The organism is Kineosporia sp. R_H_3, from assembly GCF_002198675.1.
Classification (GTDB): domain Bacteria; phylum Actinomycetota; class Actinomycetes; order Actinomycetales; family Kineosporiaceae; genus R-H-3.
Map to the genome: position 1 here is coordinate 45,951 of NZ_MWLL01000187.1, position 16,975 is coordinate 62,925.

The 16,975-nt window shown below is 74.6% G+C and carries 13 protein-coding genes; 6 read left to right on the forward strand and 7 right to left on the reverse strand.

Annotated features, from left to right (window positions below; all coding sequences use genetic code 11):
• Nucleotides 1–8: 8 nt before the first annotated feature.
• From ECOMGDLI_RS21335 to ECOMGDLI_RS21345, 3 genes are all read right to left on the reverse strand, one after another.
• Entirely contained in the window at nucleotides 9–1,052 is a 1,044-nt protein-coding gene (locus ECOMGDLI_RS21335) for a glycoside hydrolase family 6 protein (RefSeq protein WP_088318875.1), read from the reverse strand.
• A 63-nt stretch (nucleotides 1,053–1,115) separates the two neighbouring features.
• Nucleotides 1,116–2,627, reverse strand: coding sequence for a sensor histidine kinase (locus tag ECOMGDLI_RS21340; RefSeq protein WP_088318876.1), 1,512 nt, complete (start codon nucleotides 2,625–2,627; stop codon nucleotides 1,116–1,118).
• A gap of 42 nt (nucleotides 2,628–2,669) precedes the next feature.
• Nucleotides 2,670–3,221, reverse strand: a complete 552-nt coding sequence (locus ECOMGDLI_RS21345) for a heme NO-binding domain-containing protein (protein WP_088318877.1) — start codon at nucleotides 3,219–3,221, stop codon at nucleotides 2,670–2,672.
• Nucleotides 3,222–3,412: 191 nt separating this feature from the next.
• Here ECOMGDLI_RS21345 and ECOMGDLI_RS21350 point away from each other — a divergent pair, with 191 nt between their 5' ends.
• Nucleotides 3,413–4,363 carry a glycosyltransferase family 2 protein gene (locus tag ECOMGDLI_RS21350; protein WP_198955069.1) on the forward strand — a complete coding sequence of 317 codons (951 nt, stop codon included), beginning with the start codon at nucleotides 3,413–3,415 and terminating at the stop codon, nucleotides 4,361–4,363.
• 436 nt (nucleotides 4,364–4,799) lie between these two features.
• Here the strand turns inward: ECOMGDLI_RS21350 and glgB are convergent, their stop codons facing one another.
• Entirely contained in the window at nucleotides 4,800–6,944 is a 2,145-nt protein-coding gene (gene glgB, locus ECOMGDLI_RS21355; protein ID WP_198955080.1) for a 1,4-alpha-glucan branching protein GlgB, read from the reverse strand.
• 355 nt (nucleotides 6,945–7,299) lie between these two features.
• Between glgB and ECOMGDLI_RS21360 the strand changes: the two genes are divergently transcribed.
• The 5 genes from ECOMGDLI_RS21360 (at nucleotide 7,300) to ECOMGDLI_RS34800 (ending at nucleotide 11,418) form a co-directional block, all read left to right on the forward strand.
• Nucleotides 7,300–8,283: an isopenicillin N synthase family oxygenase gene (locus tag ECOMGDLI_RS21360; RefSeq protein ID WP_088318879.1), complete on the forward strand. Its 984-nt coding sequence runs from the start codon at nucleotides 7,300–7,302 to the stop codon at nucleotides 8,281–8,283.
• A gap of 47 nt (nucleotides 8,284–8,330) precedes the next feature.
• Nucleotides 8,331–9,056, forward strand: coding sequence for a response regulator transcription factor (locus tag ECOMGDLI_RS21365; RefSeq protein ID WP_088318935.1), 726 nt, complete (start codon nucleotides 8,331–8,333; stop codon nucleotides 9,054–9,056).
• A complete protein-coding gene (locus ECOMGDLI_RS21370; RefSeq protein ID WP_088318880.1) occupies nucleotides 9,056–10,411 on the forward strand; it encodes a cell wall metabolism sensor histidine kinase WalK in 1,356 nt (451 codons plus the stop codon). Before ECOMGDLI_RS21365 ends, ECOMGDLI_RS21370 begins: the two co-directional genes overlap by 1 nt.
• A 138-nt stretch (nucleotides 10,412–10,549) precedes the next feature.
• Nucleotides 10,550–11,050 (forward strand): hypothetical protein, encoded by a 501-nt coding sequence (locus tag ECOMGDLI_RS21375; RefSeq protein ID WP_088318881.1) that lies wholly within the window; start codon nucleotides 10,550–10,552, stop codon nucleotides 11,048–11,050.
• Nucleotides 11,047–11,418 carry a hypothetical protein gene (locus tag ECOMGDLI_RS34800; protein WP_088318882.1) on the forward strand — a complete coding sequence of 124 codons (372 nt, stop codon included), beginning with the start codon at nucleotides 11,047–11,049 and terminating at the stop codon, nucleotides 11,416–11,418. Before ECOMGDLI_RS21375 ends, ECOMGDLI_RS34800 begins: the two co-directional genes overlap by 4 nt.
• Nucleotides 11,419–11,503: 85 nt before the next feature.
• Here the strand turns inward: ECOMGDLI_RS34800 and ECOMGDLI_RS21385 are convergent, their stop codons facing one another.
• The 3 genes from ECOMGDLI_RS21385 to ECOMGDLI_RS21395 are packed head-to-tail and all read right to left on the reverse strand — an operon-like array spanning nucleotide 11,504 to nucleotide 16,755.
• Nucleotides 11,504–12,925, reverse strand: coding sequence for an aminoglycoside phosphotransferase (locus ECOMGDLI_RS21385; protein ID WP_088318883.1), 1,422 nt, complete (start codon nucleotides 12,923–12,925; stop codon nucleotides 11,504–11,506).
• Nucleotides 12,922–14,622, reverse strand: coding sequence for a maltose alpha-D-glucosyltransferase (gene treS / locus ECOMGDLI_RS21390; RefSeq protein ID WP_088318884.1), 1,701 nt, complete (start codon nucleotides 14,620–14,622; stop codon nucleotides 12,922–12,924). The genes ECOMGDLI_RS21385 and treS overlap by 4 nt, the downstream gene beginning before the upstream one ends.
• Nucleotides 14,623–16,755, reverse strand: a complete 2,133-nt coding sequence (locus tag ECOMGDLI_RS21395; protein ID WP_233153573.1) for an alpha-1,4-glucan--maltose-1-phosphate maltosyltransferase — start codon at nucleotides 16,753–16,755, stop codon at nucleotides 14,623–14,625.
• Nucleotides 16,756–16,975 lie beyond the last annotated feature (220 nt).

Genomic DNA, 16,975 nt, shown 5'->3' on the forward strand with positions numbered 1-16,975 from the left:
GGTGGCAGTCACCAGTTGGCGTTGCGGGCGAGGGTCAGCGCGTACGACTGCCACCACTTGCCGGCGGCCGGGCCGCCCCGGCACATGCCGTCGGAGTTGCCGGGCGTCTTCACCCAGAGCAGCGCGTCGACGAGCGGGTCGGGGTAGTTCGTCGTCGGAGGCGTGCCGAGGGCCCGGCCGGGCGGGTTGCACCAGCTGAGGGTGCCCTCCCAGCGGCCCTTGCCGTTCCGGCTCGTGTCGACGACGAACGGGACGGGCCCGCCGAGCGCGACACCGATCTTGCGGCCGTACGCGATCTCACCCGGTGTCGGGTCGAAGGCCGCGACGTTCAGCGCGAACCCGCGGGCGCGCTCCACCCCGGCCGCCTTGAGCCGGGCGGCCATGACGGACGCCGGGTGCCAGCGGGAGTGGCCGGCGTCGAGGTAGACCGAGACGCCGGGGTTCGTGCCGAGCCGGTCCACGGCGTAGGCGAGCAGGGCGGTGCGCTGGCGCTGCTGGGCGGTGCTGAGGCAGTCCATGGAGGCGAGCCCGTCCGGCTCGACGATGACGATCGCGCGACGCCCTTTCAGGCCCTTGGAGATGCCGTCCACCCAGGCCCGGTAGCCGGCTGACGTGCCGAGGCCGCCACCGGAGTAGCCGCCGCAGTCGCGGATCGGGACGCCGTAGACGACGAAGACCGGCACGCTGCCGCCTGCCGCGGCCGTCCGGGCCCGGGCGGCGACGTACGTCGTGGCGTTCGAGGGTGTCAGCCACTCGGTGAGCCAGGTGGCCTGCGGCTTCGAGGCGATCTTGCGCAGCAGGGCGGCGTCCCTCGGACGGACGGAGAGCGTGCGGCTGACCGCCGCTGCGGCCGGGCTCGGGTTGACCCACAGCTTCGCCCCGCGCGGTGACGGCGGCTTGCCGCTGCGCAGGATCTGCCCCTGCGGCAGCTTCGGCCGGCTCACGCGCGCCCCCGCGTCCGCCGCCGGGAAGACCCCCGGCACCGCGAGCGCGAAGACGAGCGGCGAGACGACGGCTGCTATGGCCGCTGCGACCTGTCCCCTCAACGCCATGCCCGACCCGTCGGCCGGGCCTGCGCAGTGGTGAGGGGAACTGCCCGGAATCACCCGGCGGGGTCAGGCCCCCACCGGCAGCCGGACGGTGAAGCTGCTGCCCTCGCCCGGCGTCGACGTCACGAGGATCCGTCCGCGGTGCCGGGTCGTCACGATCGCGTGCGCCATGCTCAGCCCCTGGCCGGTGCCCTGGCCGACGGCCTTCGTCGTGAAGAACGGGTCGAAGATCCGCGGCAGGACGTCCGCCGCCATGCCGACCCCGGTGTCCTCGACGACGATCTCGACCTGGCCGCCGTCCGGACCGGGCAGGTGCCGGGTGCGGACGGTGATCGTGCCGCGGGCGCCGGTGTTGCCGACGACGGCCTGGACGGCGTGCGCGGCGTTGACGACGAGGGTGAGCACGACCTGGTTGATCTCTCCCGGGTTGCACGCGACCTGCGGGAGGTCCTCGTCGAGGTCGGTGACGACCTCCGCGACGTCGCGGTACTCGTTGCGGGCGACGACGAGCGTCGTCGTGACGGCCTTGTTGAGGTCGGTGAGGCGCCGGTCGACGTCCGGGTGGGCGAACTCCTTCATCGCCCGCACGATGCTGCTCACCCGCTCCATGCCCTCGAGCGACTCCCGGACGGCGCGCGGGGCCTCCTCGAGGACGAAGTCCATCTCGGCGTCCGACAGCGTCGTGCGGAGCCGTTCGACGTGCTCGGCGAGCCCGTCGGCCTCCGCCGCGGCGCCCGGCCGGGCGAGCGCGGCGTCGACGAGGCCCTCGTACGCCGCGAGGACGCGCTCGACGTCACCGAGGGCGTCGCCGAGGAAGCGCAGGTTGTCCCCGACGAACTGCACCGGCGTGTTGATCTCGTGGGCCACGCCCGCCGCGAGCTGGCCGACCGCCTCCAGCCGGTGCGCGAGGCGCAGGTCCTCCTCGACCTTCTCGCGCTCCCGGCTCTCGGCCCGGAGCCGCTCGGAGAGGTCCTCGAGCTCGAGCGCGTACAGGGCGAGCTTGTCGCGGGACTCGGACAGGCTCCGGGTGCGTTCGTCGACCCGGTCCTCGAGCTCCTGGTTGAGCGTCTGGAGCCGCTGCGTGAGCTCCTGGGCCTCGCCGAGGGACGTCGTCTGCGCCCGCGCCATGAGCAGGAGGTCCGCGACGCCGTCGTGGGCGGGGAAGTCCCGCAGCGACAGGCCCAGGGCCGTCGCCGTCTCGAGGTCGCTCACGACGAGCGCACCGAAGAAGACGACCGCGCTGCGGTCCGCCGAGGGGACGAGCTCGCCGCGCAGCCGCAGCCGGTCGTCGTCCCGGCCCTCGAGGACGGTCAGCCGGGCGCTCGTCGAGGCGGCCCGCAGGTCCTCGAAACGGCGCAGCCCGTGCGGCTTGACGACGCGCAGCGGACCGTCGACGAGCGGGCTGCCGACGACGTCCGGGACGAGCCGGCGCAGCACCGGGCCGGCCTGGACGACCCGGCCGGAGGCGTCCCACGCGAGGTGGAACGGGCAGATCGCGTTGAGCGCCGCAGCGTCGAGGGTGACGGCGGGGGCCGGCCCGGCGGTCGTGTCGCGGGCTGTGACGGGGTCGACGGTCACGCTGGTGCGTCCTTCGGGTCAGGTGTCCGGTGCAGGCTCCGGTCAGGCGTCGAGGTACCGGACCAGGAACTCCTCGTGGTCGTGGCCGTCGTCCCGGCTGCTCGTCATGGTGACCTCCGCCGTCCGGCCGAACCGGGCGGCGGCCGCCCGCAGCAGCCCGACGACGAACGGCGCGAGCCCGGCCCGGTCGCTGCGGTAGTGGACGACGAGGGAGGCGTCGGTCACGTCGCTCACCGTCATGGACGGCGGCACGAGGTCGGGGAACGACAACTTGAGGCGCTCGTGGACGTCGTCCAGCTCGGCGAGGAACGTCGGCAGGTCGTGCCCCATGAGGTCGAGGAGCTCGCCGTAGCCCTCACGGGCGGAGTACTGCATCCAGTACTCGCCGAACGCCTCGAGCACCTGCTCGGCGGGCAGCCCGAGCACCTCGCTGGCCGCACCGACGAGGTCGTAGGTGACGGCGTCCGGGTAGGGGCTCATCGCGACGAACATGCCGACGTCGACGCCGGCGCGGGCCTTGACCTCGGCCCAGGCGTCCGGGCCGAACTTGTTCGTCACGAGGTCCTCGACGGCGCGGTTGACCAGGCCGTACATGGACACCTCCGGTTCGGGCACCGCGGCGGCAGGATGTCTGCGCCGTCTGGGGAGTGTCGGACGGCGCGCGTCCGCGCTGGATGGGCCGACCGGGCGTAGCCGCGTGGCCCGGCCCGCGACCGTGCCATCCGTCGGTGTGACGTTCGTCGGTACGGCACCGGGGGGCGCCCGCCCGGTGCTAGACAGGTCCGGTGGTCGACCTCCCCGCGCCGGACGCCGGCCCGCTGCCGGACCTCGTGCGCCCGTGCGACATCAGCGCGGTCGTCTGCGCCTACACGCTCGACCGCTGGGGCGACCTCGTGCGGGCCGTGGAGTCGCTGCTCGGGCAGGCCGAACCGGTGGGTGAGGTGCTGCTCGTCGTCGACCACAACGACGCCCTCCTCGAGGCGGCCCGCCGGCAGTGGCCGGACCTCGCCGTCGTCCCGAGCACGGGCGCCCAGGGGCTGTCGGGTGCCCGGGACACCGGGGCCGCCCTCGCGACCCGGGCCGTCGTCGCCTACCTCGACGACGACGCGGCCGCCGCACCGGACTGGTCGCGCCACCTCGCCGCCGCCTACGGGGCCGACGTGCTCGGCGTCGGCGGCCGCATCACGCCACGCTGGCCGGACGGCGCCCGCCCGACGTGGTGGCCGCCCGCCTTCGACTGGGTCGTCGGCTGCTCCTACGACGGTCTGCCGGTGCAGCGCACCCGGGTCCGCAACGTCATCGGCGCGAACATGAGCGTGCGCCGCGACGTCCTCCTGCGGGTCGGCGGCTTCGACGGCCGCGTCGGCCGCGTCGGCACCGCCGCGACCGGCTGCGAGGAGACCGAGATGTACATCCGCGCCGCCGCCGCGACCCCGGGCTCCGGCGTCGTCTACGAGCCCGCCGCCAGGGTCGAGCACACCGTCGCCCCGGCCCGGGTCACGTGGCGCTACTTCCTGCGCCGCTGCGTCGGCGAGGGCCGCTCCAAGGCCGTCGTCGCCGGCCTCGCGGGCGCCGACAGCGCCCTCTCCTCGGAGCGGACCTACACGACGAAGGTGCTGCCCCGGGCCTTCGTGACGGGCCTGCTCAGCCGCGACCCGAGACGCGGCCTGGCCGTCGTCCTCGGCCTCGCCTGGACGACGTCCGGCTACCTCGCCGCCCGCCTCCGCACCCGCTGACCGCCCCGCCCCCGCTGCTCATGCTCGCGNAGAACGTACCGGCCGGGTGCCCGACCGCCGCCCCCGCTGCTCATGCTCGCGCCGGGTACCGGAGTCGCCGCTGCCAGAGCCGGTTTCCGGTACCGACCGCGAGCATGAGCGGTGGGGTGGACGGCTCGCGGCCGCGCGGGGGCGGCGGTCGGGCACCCGGCCGGTACGTTCTGAGTCCCGTGGTTCGCCCGCGAGCGTCCAGACCGGGTGCCTGACCGAGCGGGCCCGCGGACCCCGCCCGCCGGGGTGCCCTCGGCACTCAGCCCCGTAGACCCGCTCATGCTCACGGCGGGTACCGGAATCCCCTCTTTCGGAGCCGCTTTCCGGTACCTACCGCGAGCATGAGCGGTGACCCCGGCCCTCCGTCCCGACCACGGCCGGGCCCGAGCGCAGAGAGCCGGAAACGTCAGGCGTCAGGGACGAGCCACACCGCCCCGAGCGGCGGCACCCGCAGGACGGCGGACGCCGGCCGCCCGTGCCACTCCTCGACCGTCGCCTCGACCGCCCCGAGGTTGCCGACGCCCGAGCCGCCGTACTGCTCGGCGTCGGTGTTGAGCAGCTCGCGCCACCGCCCGCCCGACGGCAGGCCGACGCGGTAGTTCTCGTCCGGCACCGCGGAGAAGTTCACGATGCAGACGAGCGGGTTGCCGGCGGAGTCCTTGCGCAGGAACGAGAACGTGTTGTGCGGTGCGTCGTTCGCGTCGATCCACTCGAAGCCGGCGCCGTCGTTGTCGACCTCCCAGAGCTGCGGGTGCTCCGTGTAGCGGGAGTTGAGGTCGCGGACGAGCTGCTGGAGCCCGGCGTGCCAGGGGGTCTCCTCGAGCCACCAGTCGAGGCTCCGCGACTCGGCCCACTCGGCCTCCTGGCCGAGCTCGTTGCCCATGAAGATCAGCTGCTTGCCCGGGTGCGCCCACATGAACGCCAGGTAGGCGCGCACGTTCGCGAGCTGCTGCCAGCGGTCGCCGGGCATCTTGCGCAGGAGCGAGCCCTTGCCGTGGACGACCTCGTCGTGGCTGATGGGCAGCACGAAGTTCTCGGTGAAGGCGTACACGAGCGAGAACGTCATCTGGTGGTGGTGGTACTGCCGGTGGATCGGCTCCTTGCTCATGTACTGCAGGGAGTCGTGCATCCAGCCCATGTTCCACTTCATGCCGAACCCGAGGCCGCCGAGGTGGGTGGGCCGCGTGACACCCGGCCACGCCGTCGACTCCTCGGCGATCGTCACGATCCCGGGGACGCGCTTGTACGCGGTCGCGTTCGTCTCCTGGAGGAAGCTCACCGCCTCGAGGTGCTCGCGGCCGCCGTAGATGTTCGGCACCCACTCGCCGTCCTTGCGCGAGTAGTCGAGGTAGAGCATCGAGGCGACGGCGTCCACCCGCAGGCCGTCGATGTGGAACTCCTCGAGCCAGTAGAGCGCGTTCGCCACGAGGAAGTTGCGGACCTCGGTGCGGCCGAAGTTGAAGACGTGGGTGCCCCACTCGGGGTGGTCGCCCTTGCGCGGGTCGCCGTACTCGTAGAGCGCCTCGCCGTCGAACTTGGCGAGCGCCCACTCGTCCTTGGGGAAGTGCGCGGGCACCCAGTCGACGATGACGCCGATGCCGGCCTGGTGCAGCCGGTCGACGAGGTACCGGAAGTCGTCGGGGTGGCCGAACCGGGAGGTCGGCGCGTAGTACGACGTGACCTGGTAGCCCCACGAACCGCCGAACGGGTGCTCGGCGACCGGCATCAGCTCGACGTGCGTGAACCCGAGGTCGCTCAGGTAGCCGGTGAGCTGGTCGGCGAGCTCGCGGTACGACAGGCCCTGCCGCCACGAGCCGAGGTGCACCTCGTAGACGCTCATCGGGCCGTTGAGCGGGTCGCGCGCCGCCCGCGCGGTCATCCAGGCGTCGTCCTGCCACGTGTAGTCGGAGACGGTGACGACGCTCGCGGTGGACGGCGGGACCTCGGTGCCGAACGCCATCGGGTCGGCCTTCTGCCGCCAGTAGCCGTCCTTGCCGAGGATCTCGAACTTGTACCGGGTGCCCGCGCCGATGTCCGGCACGAAGAGCTCCCAGACGCCGATCGAGCCGAGGCTGCGCATCGCGTGCCCGCGGCCGACCCAGTGGTTGAAGTCGCCGACGACGCGCACGGCCTGCGCGTTCGGCGCCCAGACGGCGAAGGACGTGCCGGTGACGTCGCCCATCCCGCCCGGGTAGTGCCGCACGTGCGCCCCGAGCACCTCCCAGAGGTTCTCGTGCCGGCCCTCGCCGATGAGGTACTGGTCCATCTCGCCGAGCGTCGGGAGGTAGCGGTACGGGTCGTCGACCCGGGTCGTGCCGACGCCGTCGTACTCGACGTCGATCCGGTAGTCGCTGACCTCCGCGGTCGGCAGGACGGCGGTCCACACGCCGTCCCACTCGTGCTCCATCGGCACGACGGAGGCGTCGGGCAGGACGACGGCCACGGACGCCGCGAACGGGCGCAGCGTCCGGACGGTCACGTGCCCGTCGTGCGGGTGCGCCCCGAGCACCGAGTGCGGGCTGTGGTGCGAGCCGGTCGCGACGCGGGACATGGCGTCCGGGTCGACCGGGGCGGCGCTCGCGGCGGCGGCGTGGTTCGGCGTGATCCGCGGGATGCCGCCGGCCGGGGTGTGCGCGGCGCCGTCGTCGGGCGCGGGCGGGGTGGTCTCGACGGGCTCGTCGGCCCCGATCGCCCGGCCGGGGCCGGAACCGCCCGGCGCGGTGCCGTTCGCCCCGGCCGGTGCGGCGGGGTCGGTCGTGGGGGCTTCTGCAGCGCGGGGCTCGTCGGGCATGCCGCCAGTCTTTCGCCTCCGGGACCGCTGCGCCAATGACCCCGGCACGGCGCCCCGCGCGTCGTCCCGCTCACATCCCCTTCCGCCCGGGGTCGCGGCTTCCTACGCTCCGGGCATGCCCGAGAACAGCGCCCCGGCAGGCCCCCCGATCCCCGTCGTCGACCTCGCGCCGTGGCGTGCGGGCACACCGGCCGGGCGGGCCGCGGTCGCCGGGGCGCTCGACGCGGCCCTGCGCCGCTCCGGGTTCGTCCTCGTCACCGGTCACGGCGTCCCGCCCGAGCTGACGGCCGCGGTCCGGGCCGTCGCCCGGGAGTTCTTCGCCCTGCCCGCCGACGTCAAGGGCCGCTACGCCGCCGGGGTCGACGGCCGTGGCTGGCTGCCGCCGGGCGTGGAGGCGAACGGCTACAGCGAGGGGACGCCGACGCCGCCGGACCTCAAGGAGTCGCTGAGCTACGGCGCCGACACCCCGACCGGGGACGCCGCGCTCGACGCCCGCTGGTTCCAGCCCAACCCCTGGCCCGCCGAGATGCCGGACGTCGAGCGGCTGTTCGCCGGGTACGGCGCGGTGATGCGCGCGCTCGCCGACGACCTGCTCGCCGTCGCCGCCGTCGCGCTCGGCCTGCCCGAGGACTTCTTCGTCCCGCACACCCGGCACCCCACGTACACGTTCAACGCCAACCACTACCCGCCGATGACGGTCGTGGGGGAGCCCGCCGAGGGCCAGTTCCGGATCGGCCCGCACACCGACTTCGGCACCTTCACCCTGCTGGACCGCGAGCCGGGTGCCGGTGGCCTCCAGGTCTTCACGACGGACGGCGAGTGGGTCGACGCGCCCTACGTGCCGGGCGCCCTGACCGTCAACGTCGGCGACCTGCTCTCGCGCTGGACCGGCGACCGCTGGCTCTCCGCCCGGCACCGGGTGCTGCCGCCGCAGCCGCACGCCGCCGAGGAGGACCTCGTCTCGCTCGTCTGGTTCGCCGAGTGCGACCCGGGCGCGGTCGTGGAGTCGGTGCCGCCGCCGGTCGGCGTGCGGGTGCACGAGCCGGTCGTCGCCGCCGACTACCTCGAGGAGAAGTACCGGGCGATCTCGGTCGGCTGACGACGCTGACACGCCGTTCACCTGTGCCGGGCCCCGGGCACGGCACCATGGTCGCCGTGGAACCCGGTCAGCCGCCCCCGAGCGTGCTCGTCGTCGAGGACGAGCCGGCGATCGCCGACCTGATCCGCACCTACCTCGAGCGCGAGCGGTTCGCCGTCCGCGTGGTGGGGGACGGCGTGACCGCCCTGGACGCCGTCCGGCGCGGGCGGCCCAGCGTCGTCGTCCTCGACGTCGGCCTGCCCGGCATGGACGGCAGCGAGGTGTGCCGGCGGATGCGGCAGGACGGCGACTGGACGCCGGTCCTGTTCGTCACCGCCCGCGACGACGAGGTCGACCGGGTGCTCGGTCTCGAGCTCGGCGCGGACGACTACGTCACCAAGCCGTTCAGCCCGCGCGAGCTCGTCGCCCGGGTCAAGGCGGTGCTGCGCCGGCACGGCCACGCCCCGGACGCCGCGTCCGCCGGCAGCGGGCCGGCGGCCGCCGGTGCGGCGCTGCGCGCAGGCGCGGTCGTCCTCGACGCCGACACCCGGCGGGCGACCGCGCACGGTGCCGCGGTCGAGCTGACGACGACGGAGTTCGACCTGCTCGCGCACCTCATGCGCCGCCCGGGCCGGGTCTTCCCGCGCGAGGAGCTGCTCGCCGACGTCTGGGGCTACCCCGCGGGGACGCCGACCCGCACCGTCGACGTCCACGTCGCCCAGCTGCGGGCCAAGCTCGCCGGTGCCGTCGAGGTCCGCACGGTTCGCGGCGTGGGCTACTCGGTCGAGCCGTAGTGCGCAGCCTCGCCGCCCGGGTCGTCGCGCTCGTCGCCGTCGTCGCCCTCGCGACCGCGCTGCTCACCGGCGCGATCCTCGTCCGGGCGATCCGGGCCACGAACGGCGAGCAGGCCGGCGCGCTCCTCGCCTCGCGCGCCGACACCGTCGCCGAGCGGCTCGTGACCCGGCGCCGTGCGGGCTGCGCCCCGGTGCAGGACGCCGCCGTCGTCCGCATGCTGCGCACGGTCGCCGGTGCCGTCGTCCGCTGCGCCACCCCCGGCGCCGCGACCGCCGTCCCGGCCCCGTTCACCCCCGACGACGTCACCGGTGCCGCCGCGGACGCGCCCGCGGTCGAGCGCGCCTCCGGCGGCACGCGCTACCTCGTCGTCGCCCGCCCGGCCGGCACCGGCCGGGTGCTGCTGGTCGCCCAGCCGGAGAGCGACGCCGCCCGCCTGACGAGCGGCCAGCGCACCCGGGCGCTGCTCGGCGCCCTCGCCGGGCTCGTCGGCGGCGTGCTCGCCGGGTTCGCCCTGGCGAGCACCGTGACGCGCCCGCTGCGCCGGCTCGCCGACGCCGCCCGGGCGCTGTCCGCCGGGCGCCGCGACGTCCGGGTGCCCGCCGAGGGGCCCGAGGAGGTCGCCGACGTCGCCCGGGCGCTCGACGGGCTCGCCACCGCGCTCGCCGGCAGCGAGGAGCGGCAGCGGCAGTTCCTCCTCGCGGTGTCGCACGAGCTGCGGACCCCGCTCACGGCGGTCACCGGCTACGCCGAGGCGCTCGCGGACGGCGTCCTGCCGCCCGCCGAGGCGGCCCGGGCCGCGGGCGTCGTCCGGGACGAGGCAGGCCGGCTCCAGGGCCGGGTCGCCGACCTGCTCGCGCTCGCCCGGCTCGAGGCGGACGACTTCCGGCTCGAGGTCGGGCCGGTCGACGCGCTCGCGGTCGTGCGAGCCGCGGCAGCGGCCTGGCAGCCCCGTGCCGCGGCCGCCGGGGTCGCGCTGCGGACCGAGGCGGACGCCGGCCCGCACACAGTCCTCGCCGACGGCGAACGGCTCAGGCAGGCGGTGGACGCCCTGTGCGACAACGCGATCCGGATCCTGCCCGGGGGAGCCCCGCTCGTGCTCGCCGTGCACGGTGCGGGCAGCCAGTACGTCCGGGTGCAGGTCCGCGACGGCGGTCCGGGGCTGGCACCGGAGGACCTCGCCGTCGCCTTCGAGCGCGGCCGGCTGACCCAGCGCTACCGGGGCAGCCGCCCCGTCGGGTCCGGGCTCGGGCTCGCCCTCGTCGGTGAGCTGACGCACCGGATGGGCGGGCTCGCGGAGGCGCTGCCCGCGCCCGAGGGCGGCGTCGCGTTCGGGCTGTACCTGCCGCGCGCGTGACCGCCGTCCGCGGCGTCGCGGGCGGGCCGGGCGCGGTCCCGAACACTGCCCGAACATTTCGCTGACGCCGCCGCCACCCGCGCGCGGGAGGTTTCTCGTGCGGCGCCCGACGGGGGCGCCCACGAAGGAGGAAACACCATGGCACGACGGGTTCTCGGGCTCGCGCTCACCGCTGCAGGGGCGTCGGCGGTGCTCGGCCTCGGTCTCGGGCTGGCGGCGGGGCCGGCGTCCGCGGCCCCGGCGGGGTCGGCGGTCGGGATCGACGCGGCGCTCATGGCCGACGGCACGGGGGAGCCGACCGACGGGGCGGACGACCCGTCGGTCCCCGGCGCCAAGGGCGGCCGGCTCATGCTCCGCCTCCAGCGCGCCTGCGACCGCATCCCGAACCTGCTCGTCCGCTCCGAGCGTCTCGAGGACCGGCTCGCGGCCGACGCCTCGACGCGTGGCTCGATCGCCCATCTCGAGGCCCGGATCGCCAAGGCCGAGGCGGCCGGCGACACCGAGCGCGTCACCCTGCTGAAGAACCGGCTCACGGTGCGCGAGGACCTCCAGCAGCTCCTGCCCGCGCGGATCGACCAGCTGAAGCAGGCCCAGTCGGGCCTGTGCGTCGACGTCGCCGCGGTCACGGGCGCGAAGTGACCGGGCGTCCCGGCGCCGTCCGCGGGACGGCGCTCCTGCTGGGTGCGGCGCTGCTCCTCACCGGGCTGACCGGCTGCGGGCTGCGCGAGCGCGGCGGTGCGGCGGCCGACCCGAGCGGCACGGCCGGTGTCGAGCAGCCGGCGGTGCCGGCGGACGACGGCGCGGCCGGGTCGGACGACGCCGCGCCGGGGGCGGGGTCGTCGGACGGCGGTGCCGCGCCGGCCGCGACGGCGGACCCCGCGGACCCGGCGGACCCGGCGGCCGGCGCGGGGGTCTCCGCGTCCGACGTCGCGGCGGTCGAGTCGCTCGTCGGTGCGGCCGCGGACACCGTCGCCGCGGGCGAGGCCGCCGTCGCGTCCGACGGCTGATCCGGGGCACCGGAACGGGACAGGGGCGACGCGCCGGGCCACGGCGCGTCGCCCCTGCACCGTGCGGGCCTACCCGGTAACGATCTCAGCCGAGGTGCAGGGGGAGCAACCTGTTCACCGCATGCATCGGGACGGCGACCCAGCCCGGCCGGTTGCGCGTCTCGTAGACGACCTCGTAGAGCGCCTTGTCGAGCTCGAGGGCCAGGAGCAGGGCGGCGTCCTCGCACGGGTCGTGGCCGGTCACCGCGCCGTACCCGTCGAGGAAGGCGGCCCGGCAGCCCTGCGCCCAGGCCGAGGCCGCGGCGACCCTGGGGTCGTCCGCGGGGAGCGCGACGGTGGCGTGCCGCGCGGCGTAGTCGAACGACCGGAGCATCCCGGCGACGTCGCGCAGCGCGAGGTCGGGGGCGAGCCGCTCGGCGAGCGGCCGCAGCGGCTCGCCCTCGAAGTCGAGCAGCACCCAGCCGCGGGCGGGGGAGTGCAGCACCTGGCCCAGGTGGTAGTCGCCGTGCACCTGCTGGAGGAGAAGGCCGGGACGGGCCTGCCGGACGCCGTCCACCGCGGCCCGGGCCGCGGCCGCGTACGGCGCGAGGGCCGGTGCCTGGGCGACCGCCCAGTCGACCCTGGCCCGCAGCCCGTCGGCGAGCCCGGCGAGCAGCTCGGGGGTCGCGGGCCGGGTGGGGAGCACCTCCGCGAGCGTCGTGTGCACCTCGGCGGTCGCGGCGCCGAGCGCGCGCGCCTCCGCCTCGAAGCCGGCGCCCGCGTCGACGGCGCGGCAGGCGACCCGCCACGCGTCCTCGCTCCCGGCGAGGAACTCCGACGCGAAGGCGAGGTGCCCGTGCACCGGGGCGTTGCTGTCGGGAGTGCCGTCCGTGGCCCACCAGGTGCCCTCGATCCGGCCGACCGGCCGCGGCACCCGCTCGCAGCCCGCGGCGGCGAGCGCCGACTGGACGACGACGTCGGGGTTCTCGCCCGGCGCGAGCACGCGGAACAGCTTGACGATCGCCGGGGCCGGTCCGCCGGCGTCGACGACGACCGAGGTGTTCGACTGCTCGCCGGAGAGCACCTTCGCGGGGGCGTCCGGGTCGAGCGGCGCACCGCCGGGCTGCCGGACGCCGTGCACGACGGTGCCGTCCGCACCGGTCGCCGTCCCGCCGTCCGCGAGCAGCCGCAGCCAGGCGCGCACGAGCGCGGGATCGCGCAGCCCGTCGTAGACCCACCGGCCCCCGGGGCCGTCGCCGATCCGCCCGACGAGCGCCGCGGCGAGCGCGGGGTCCTCGACCGCGCGCAGCGACAGCGGCACCTGGTAGAGCGTCGCCGTGCCGTCCGCCGACGCGACCTCGACGAGCTCGACGGTCATGCCCGCACCGAGCACGGCGCGGCCGACCGGCCGGGGGACGACGGGCGCGCCGTCCCCCTTGGCCGCGAACCAGCGTTGCTGCGGCATCCATGCCGCGAGCACCCCGGCGAGCTCCGCCGGGTCGGCGTCCTGCCCGTGTCGCGTGCTCACGCCGGGGCGGTGCCCAGAGTGAGCCAGAAGAAGTCCCGGGAGCCGAGCGTGACCGGCAGCAGGCCGTCCGCCGGGACCGCCTCGAACCCGGTGCCGCCGAAGATGTCGGTGACGACGCTGCCCGCGTGCTCCGGCAGCGACAGCCGGGTGCCCTGCGGGGACCCCGAGAGGTTGTTCACGCAGAGCACCGTCTCCGGGGCCTCGCCGGGGACGTCGTCGCCGAGCACCCGCAGGAACGCCAGCACGTGCGGGTTGTCGGCCTCGACCGGCACGAACTCGCCGAGCCCGAAGACCGGGTGCCGGCGTCGGACGCCGAGCATCGCCCGGGTCCAGTGCAGGAGCGAGGCGGACGTCGCGAGCTGGGCCTCGACGTTGACCGCGGCGTAGTGGTTCGCGAGCGACTGGACGACCGGCAGGTAGAGCTTGCCGGGGTCGGCCGTCGAGAAGCCGGCGTTGCGGTCCGGCGTCCACTGCATGGGCGTGCGGACGGCGTCCCGGTCGGCGAGCCAGATGTTGTCGCCCATGCCGATCTCGTCGCCGTAGTACATGTACGGGCTGCCCGGCAGCGAGAGCAGGAGGGCGTTGATGAGCTCGAGCTCGGCGCGGCTGTTGTCGAGCAGCGTCGCGAGCCGGCGGCGGATGCCCACGTTGGCGCGCATCCGGGCGTCCGGCGCGTACCAGCCGTACATCGCGGCGCGTTCCTCGGTCGTCACCATCTCGAGGGTCAGCTCGTCGTGGTTGCGCAGGAACGTGCCCCACTGGGCGCCGGCGGGGATCTGCGGGGTCTCGCGGAGGATGTCGACGATGGGGGCCGCCTTCTCCTCGCGCAGCGCGTAGTAGATCCGCGGCATGACCGGGAAGTGGAACGCCATGTGGCACTCGGGCTCGGTCTCGGAGCCGAAGTACTCGACGACGTCCTTGGGCCACTGGTTGGCCTCGGCGAGCAGGATCCGCCCGGGGTACTTGTCGTCGACGAGGCGGCGGACCCGGCGGATGAAGTCGTGCGTCTGCGGCAGGTTCTCGCAGTTCGTCCCCTCCTCCTCGAAGAGGTAGGGGATCGCGTCGAGCCGGATGCCGTCGATGCCGAGGTCCATCCAGAACGTGATGACGTCGAGGATCGCCTCCTGCACGTCCGGGTTCTCGAAGTTGAGGTCCGGCTGGTGGCCGAAGAACCGGTGCCAGTAGTACTGGCGGCGCACCGGGTCGAACGTCCAGTTGCTCGTCTCGGTGTCGACGAAGATGATCCGCGCGTCGGCGTACCGGTCGTCGGTGTCGGACCACACGTAGAAGTCGCCGTAGGGCCCGTCGGGATCGCTGCGGCTGGCCTGGAACCACGGGTGCTGGTCGCTCGTGTGGTTCACGGCGAGGTCGGTGATGACCCGCAGGCCGCGCGCGTGCGCCTGCGTGACGAGCTCCTGGAAGTCCGGCAGCGTGCCGAACTCCGGGAGCACCGCGCAGTAGTCGCTGATGTCGTAGCCGCCGTCCTTGAGCGGCGAGGCGTAGAACGGCGGCACCCAGATGCAGTCGACGCCGAGCCACTGGATGTAGTCCAGCTTCGAGATGAGCCCGGTGAAGTCACCCGAGCCCGACCCGTTCGAGTCTGCGAAGGCGCGGACGAGCACCTCGTAGAAGACGGCCTTGCGGTACCAGTTGGGGTCGTTCTTGAGCCCCGGCCCGGTCAGCTCCAAGCCCTGCACCTAGATCCTCCTGAGGTGGAACACGTGGGCGGGCTGGATGTGCGGGTCCAGCCTCACGTAGTTGTACTCGCCCCACCGGAACGTGTCGCCGGTCATGAGGTCGTGGACCGTGAACGTGTCGCCGTAGTCCATCCCGAGCGCCGGCATGTCGATCTTCACCGTCGTCTCGCGGGCGCCGTGCGGGTCGAGGTTGACGACGACGACGAGGCAGTCCTCGCGCCCGTTCGGCGAGACGTCGGCGGTGAGCCGGCGGGAGTAGACGAGCGTGTGGTCGTCGTGGGCCTCGTGGAACGTCGTCCCGCGCAGCTGCTGCAGGGCGGGGTGGTCGCGCCGGGCCTGGTTGAGCCGCGTGATGTACCCGGCGATGGAGCGTCCCTCGTTGGCGCCGCCGTGCTCGTAGCTGGCCCAGTCCCGCGGCCGGTACTGGTACTTCTCGCTGTCGAGGTACTCCTCGCTGCCGTGCCGGACGGCGACGTGCTCGCACAGCTCGTACCCCGAGTACATGCCCCAGCAGGGCGACAGGGTCGAGGCGAGGACGGCGCGCAGCTTGAACGCGGCCGGCCCGCCGTACTGGAGGAACTCGTGGAGGATGTCCGGGGTGTTCGGCCAGAAGTTCGGCCGCATGTAGGCCGCGGACTCGCCCTGGAGCTCCTCGACGTACTCGGCGATCTCGGTCTTCGACGTCCGCCACGTGAAGTACGTGTACGACTGCTGGAAGCCGATCTTCCCGAGCGTGTGCATCATCGCCGGCCGGGTGAAGGCCTCCGCGAGGAACATGACGTCCGGGTGCCGGTCGTTGACGATCCCGATGAGCCACTCCCAGAACTCGACGGGCTTGGTGTGCGGGTTGTCCACCCGGAACACCTGCACGCCGTGCGAGATCCAGTACTCGACGACCCGCAGGATCTCCTCGCGGATGCCCACCGGGTCGTTGTCGAAGTTCAGCGGGTAGATGTCCTGGTACTTCTTCGGCGGGTTCTCGGCGTAGGCGATCGAGCCGTCGGCGCGCGTGGTGAACCACTCGGGGTGCTCACGGGCCCAGGGGTGATCCGGGGCGCACTGCAGGGCGAGGTCGAGGGCGACCTCGAGCCCGTTCTCCCGCGCGGTCGCGACGAAGTGGTCGAAGTCGTCGATCGTGCCGAGGTCCGGGTGGACGGCGTCGTGCCCGCCCTCGTCGGAGCCGATCGCCCACGGCACGCCCGGGTCCTGCGGGCCGGGGTTCAGGGTGTTGTTCGGGCCCTTGCGGTTGACCCGGCCCACGGGGTGGATCGGGGGCAGGTAGACGATGTCGAAGCCCATCGAGGCGATGACGGGCAGCCGCGCCTCGGCCTCGCGGAAGGTGCCCGAGTGCCAGGTCTGGGTCTCCTCGTCGAAGCGGGCGCCCTCGGAGCGGGGGAACAGCTCGTACCAGGAGGAGAAGAGCGCGAGCCGCCGCTCGACGCGCAGCGTGTACGTCGCGGACGCCGACACGAGGTCGCGCAGCGGGCTGCGGGTCAGCGCGAGCTCCACCTCGGGGGAGGTCCCGGCGGCGAGGCGGGCCTGCGCCGGGCGGTCGGTGTCGCGCAGCGCCGTGATGGCGTCCCGCAGGACGCGGGCGTCGCCGATCGCCGGGCCGGCCTCGTCGAGCGCGCGCTCGAGGACGCGGGCGCCCTCCTCGAGCATGAGCTCGACGTCCTGCTCGGCGGCGACCTTGATGACGGCGTTGTGCTCCCACGTGGCGTAGGGGTCGCTCCAGCCCTCGACGCGGAACGTCCAGACGCCCTGCCGGTCGGGGACGACGGTCGCGCCCCAGCGGTCGGTGCCCGGGGCGAGCGGGACCATCCGCACCCGGGCCGCCTCGGCGCCGTCCGGGTCGACGAGGACCGCCGTCGCGGCGACCGCGTCGTGGCCCTCGCGGAAGACCGTGGCCTCGACGGGGACCGGCTCGCCGACGACGGCCTTGGCCGGCCAGCGGCCGCCGTCCACGACGGGCGTCACCGCGAGCACGGGGATCCGGCCGACGACCGGGGTGCCGGGTGCGGTCGGGCGGACCGGGGACGCGACGGGGGCGGTCACGGGCGACGGCGCCGCGGTGCCCGACGTGGCCACGACGGGAGCGACCGTCCCCTGCATGCTCGCTACTGCCTCGGTCATGTCTCAACCTCACCACTGCTGTCGGCGGGGTGCAGCCGCACCCGCGCGTCGTCCTGCGGCCGTCGGGGCCGTCGCCGGAAACACTCGACACGTCCGGCCCGGAACTTCACCTGTCGCCCGGGCGGAGTCTTGACACCGCCGGGACGGGGTGCCCGACGCGGGGGCGTCGGGACCGGGATGGTCGTGGTGGAGAGGTCGGACGACAGCGAATTACGTTCCG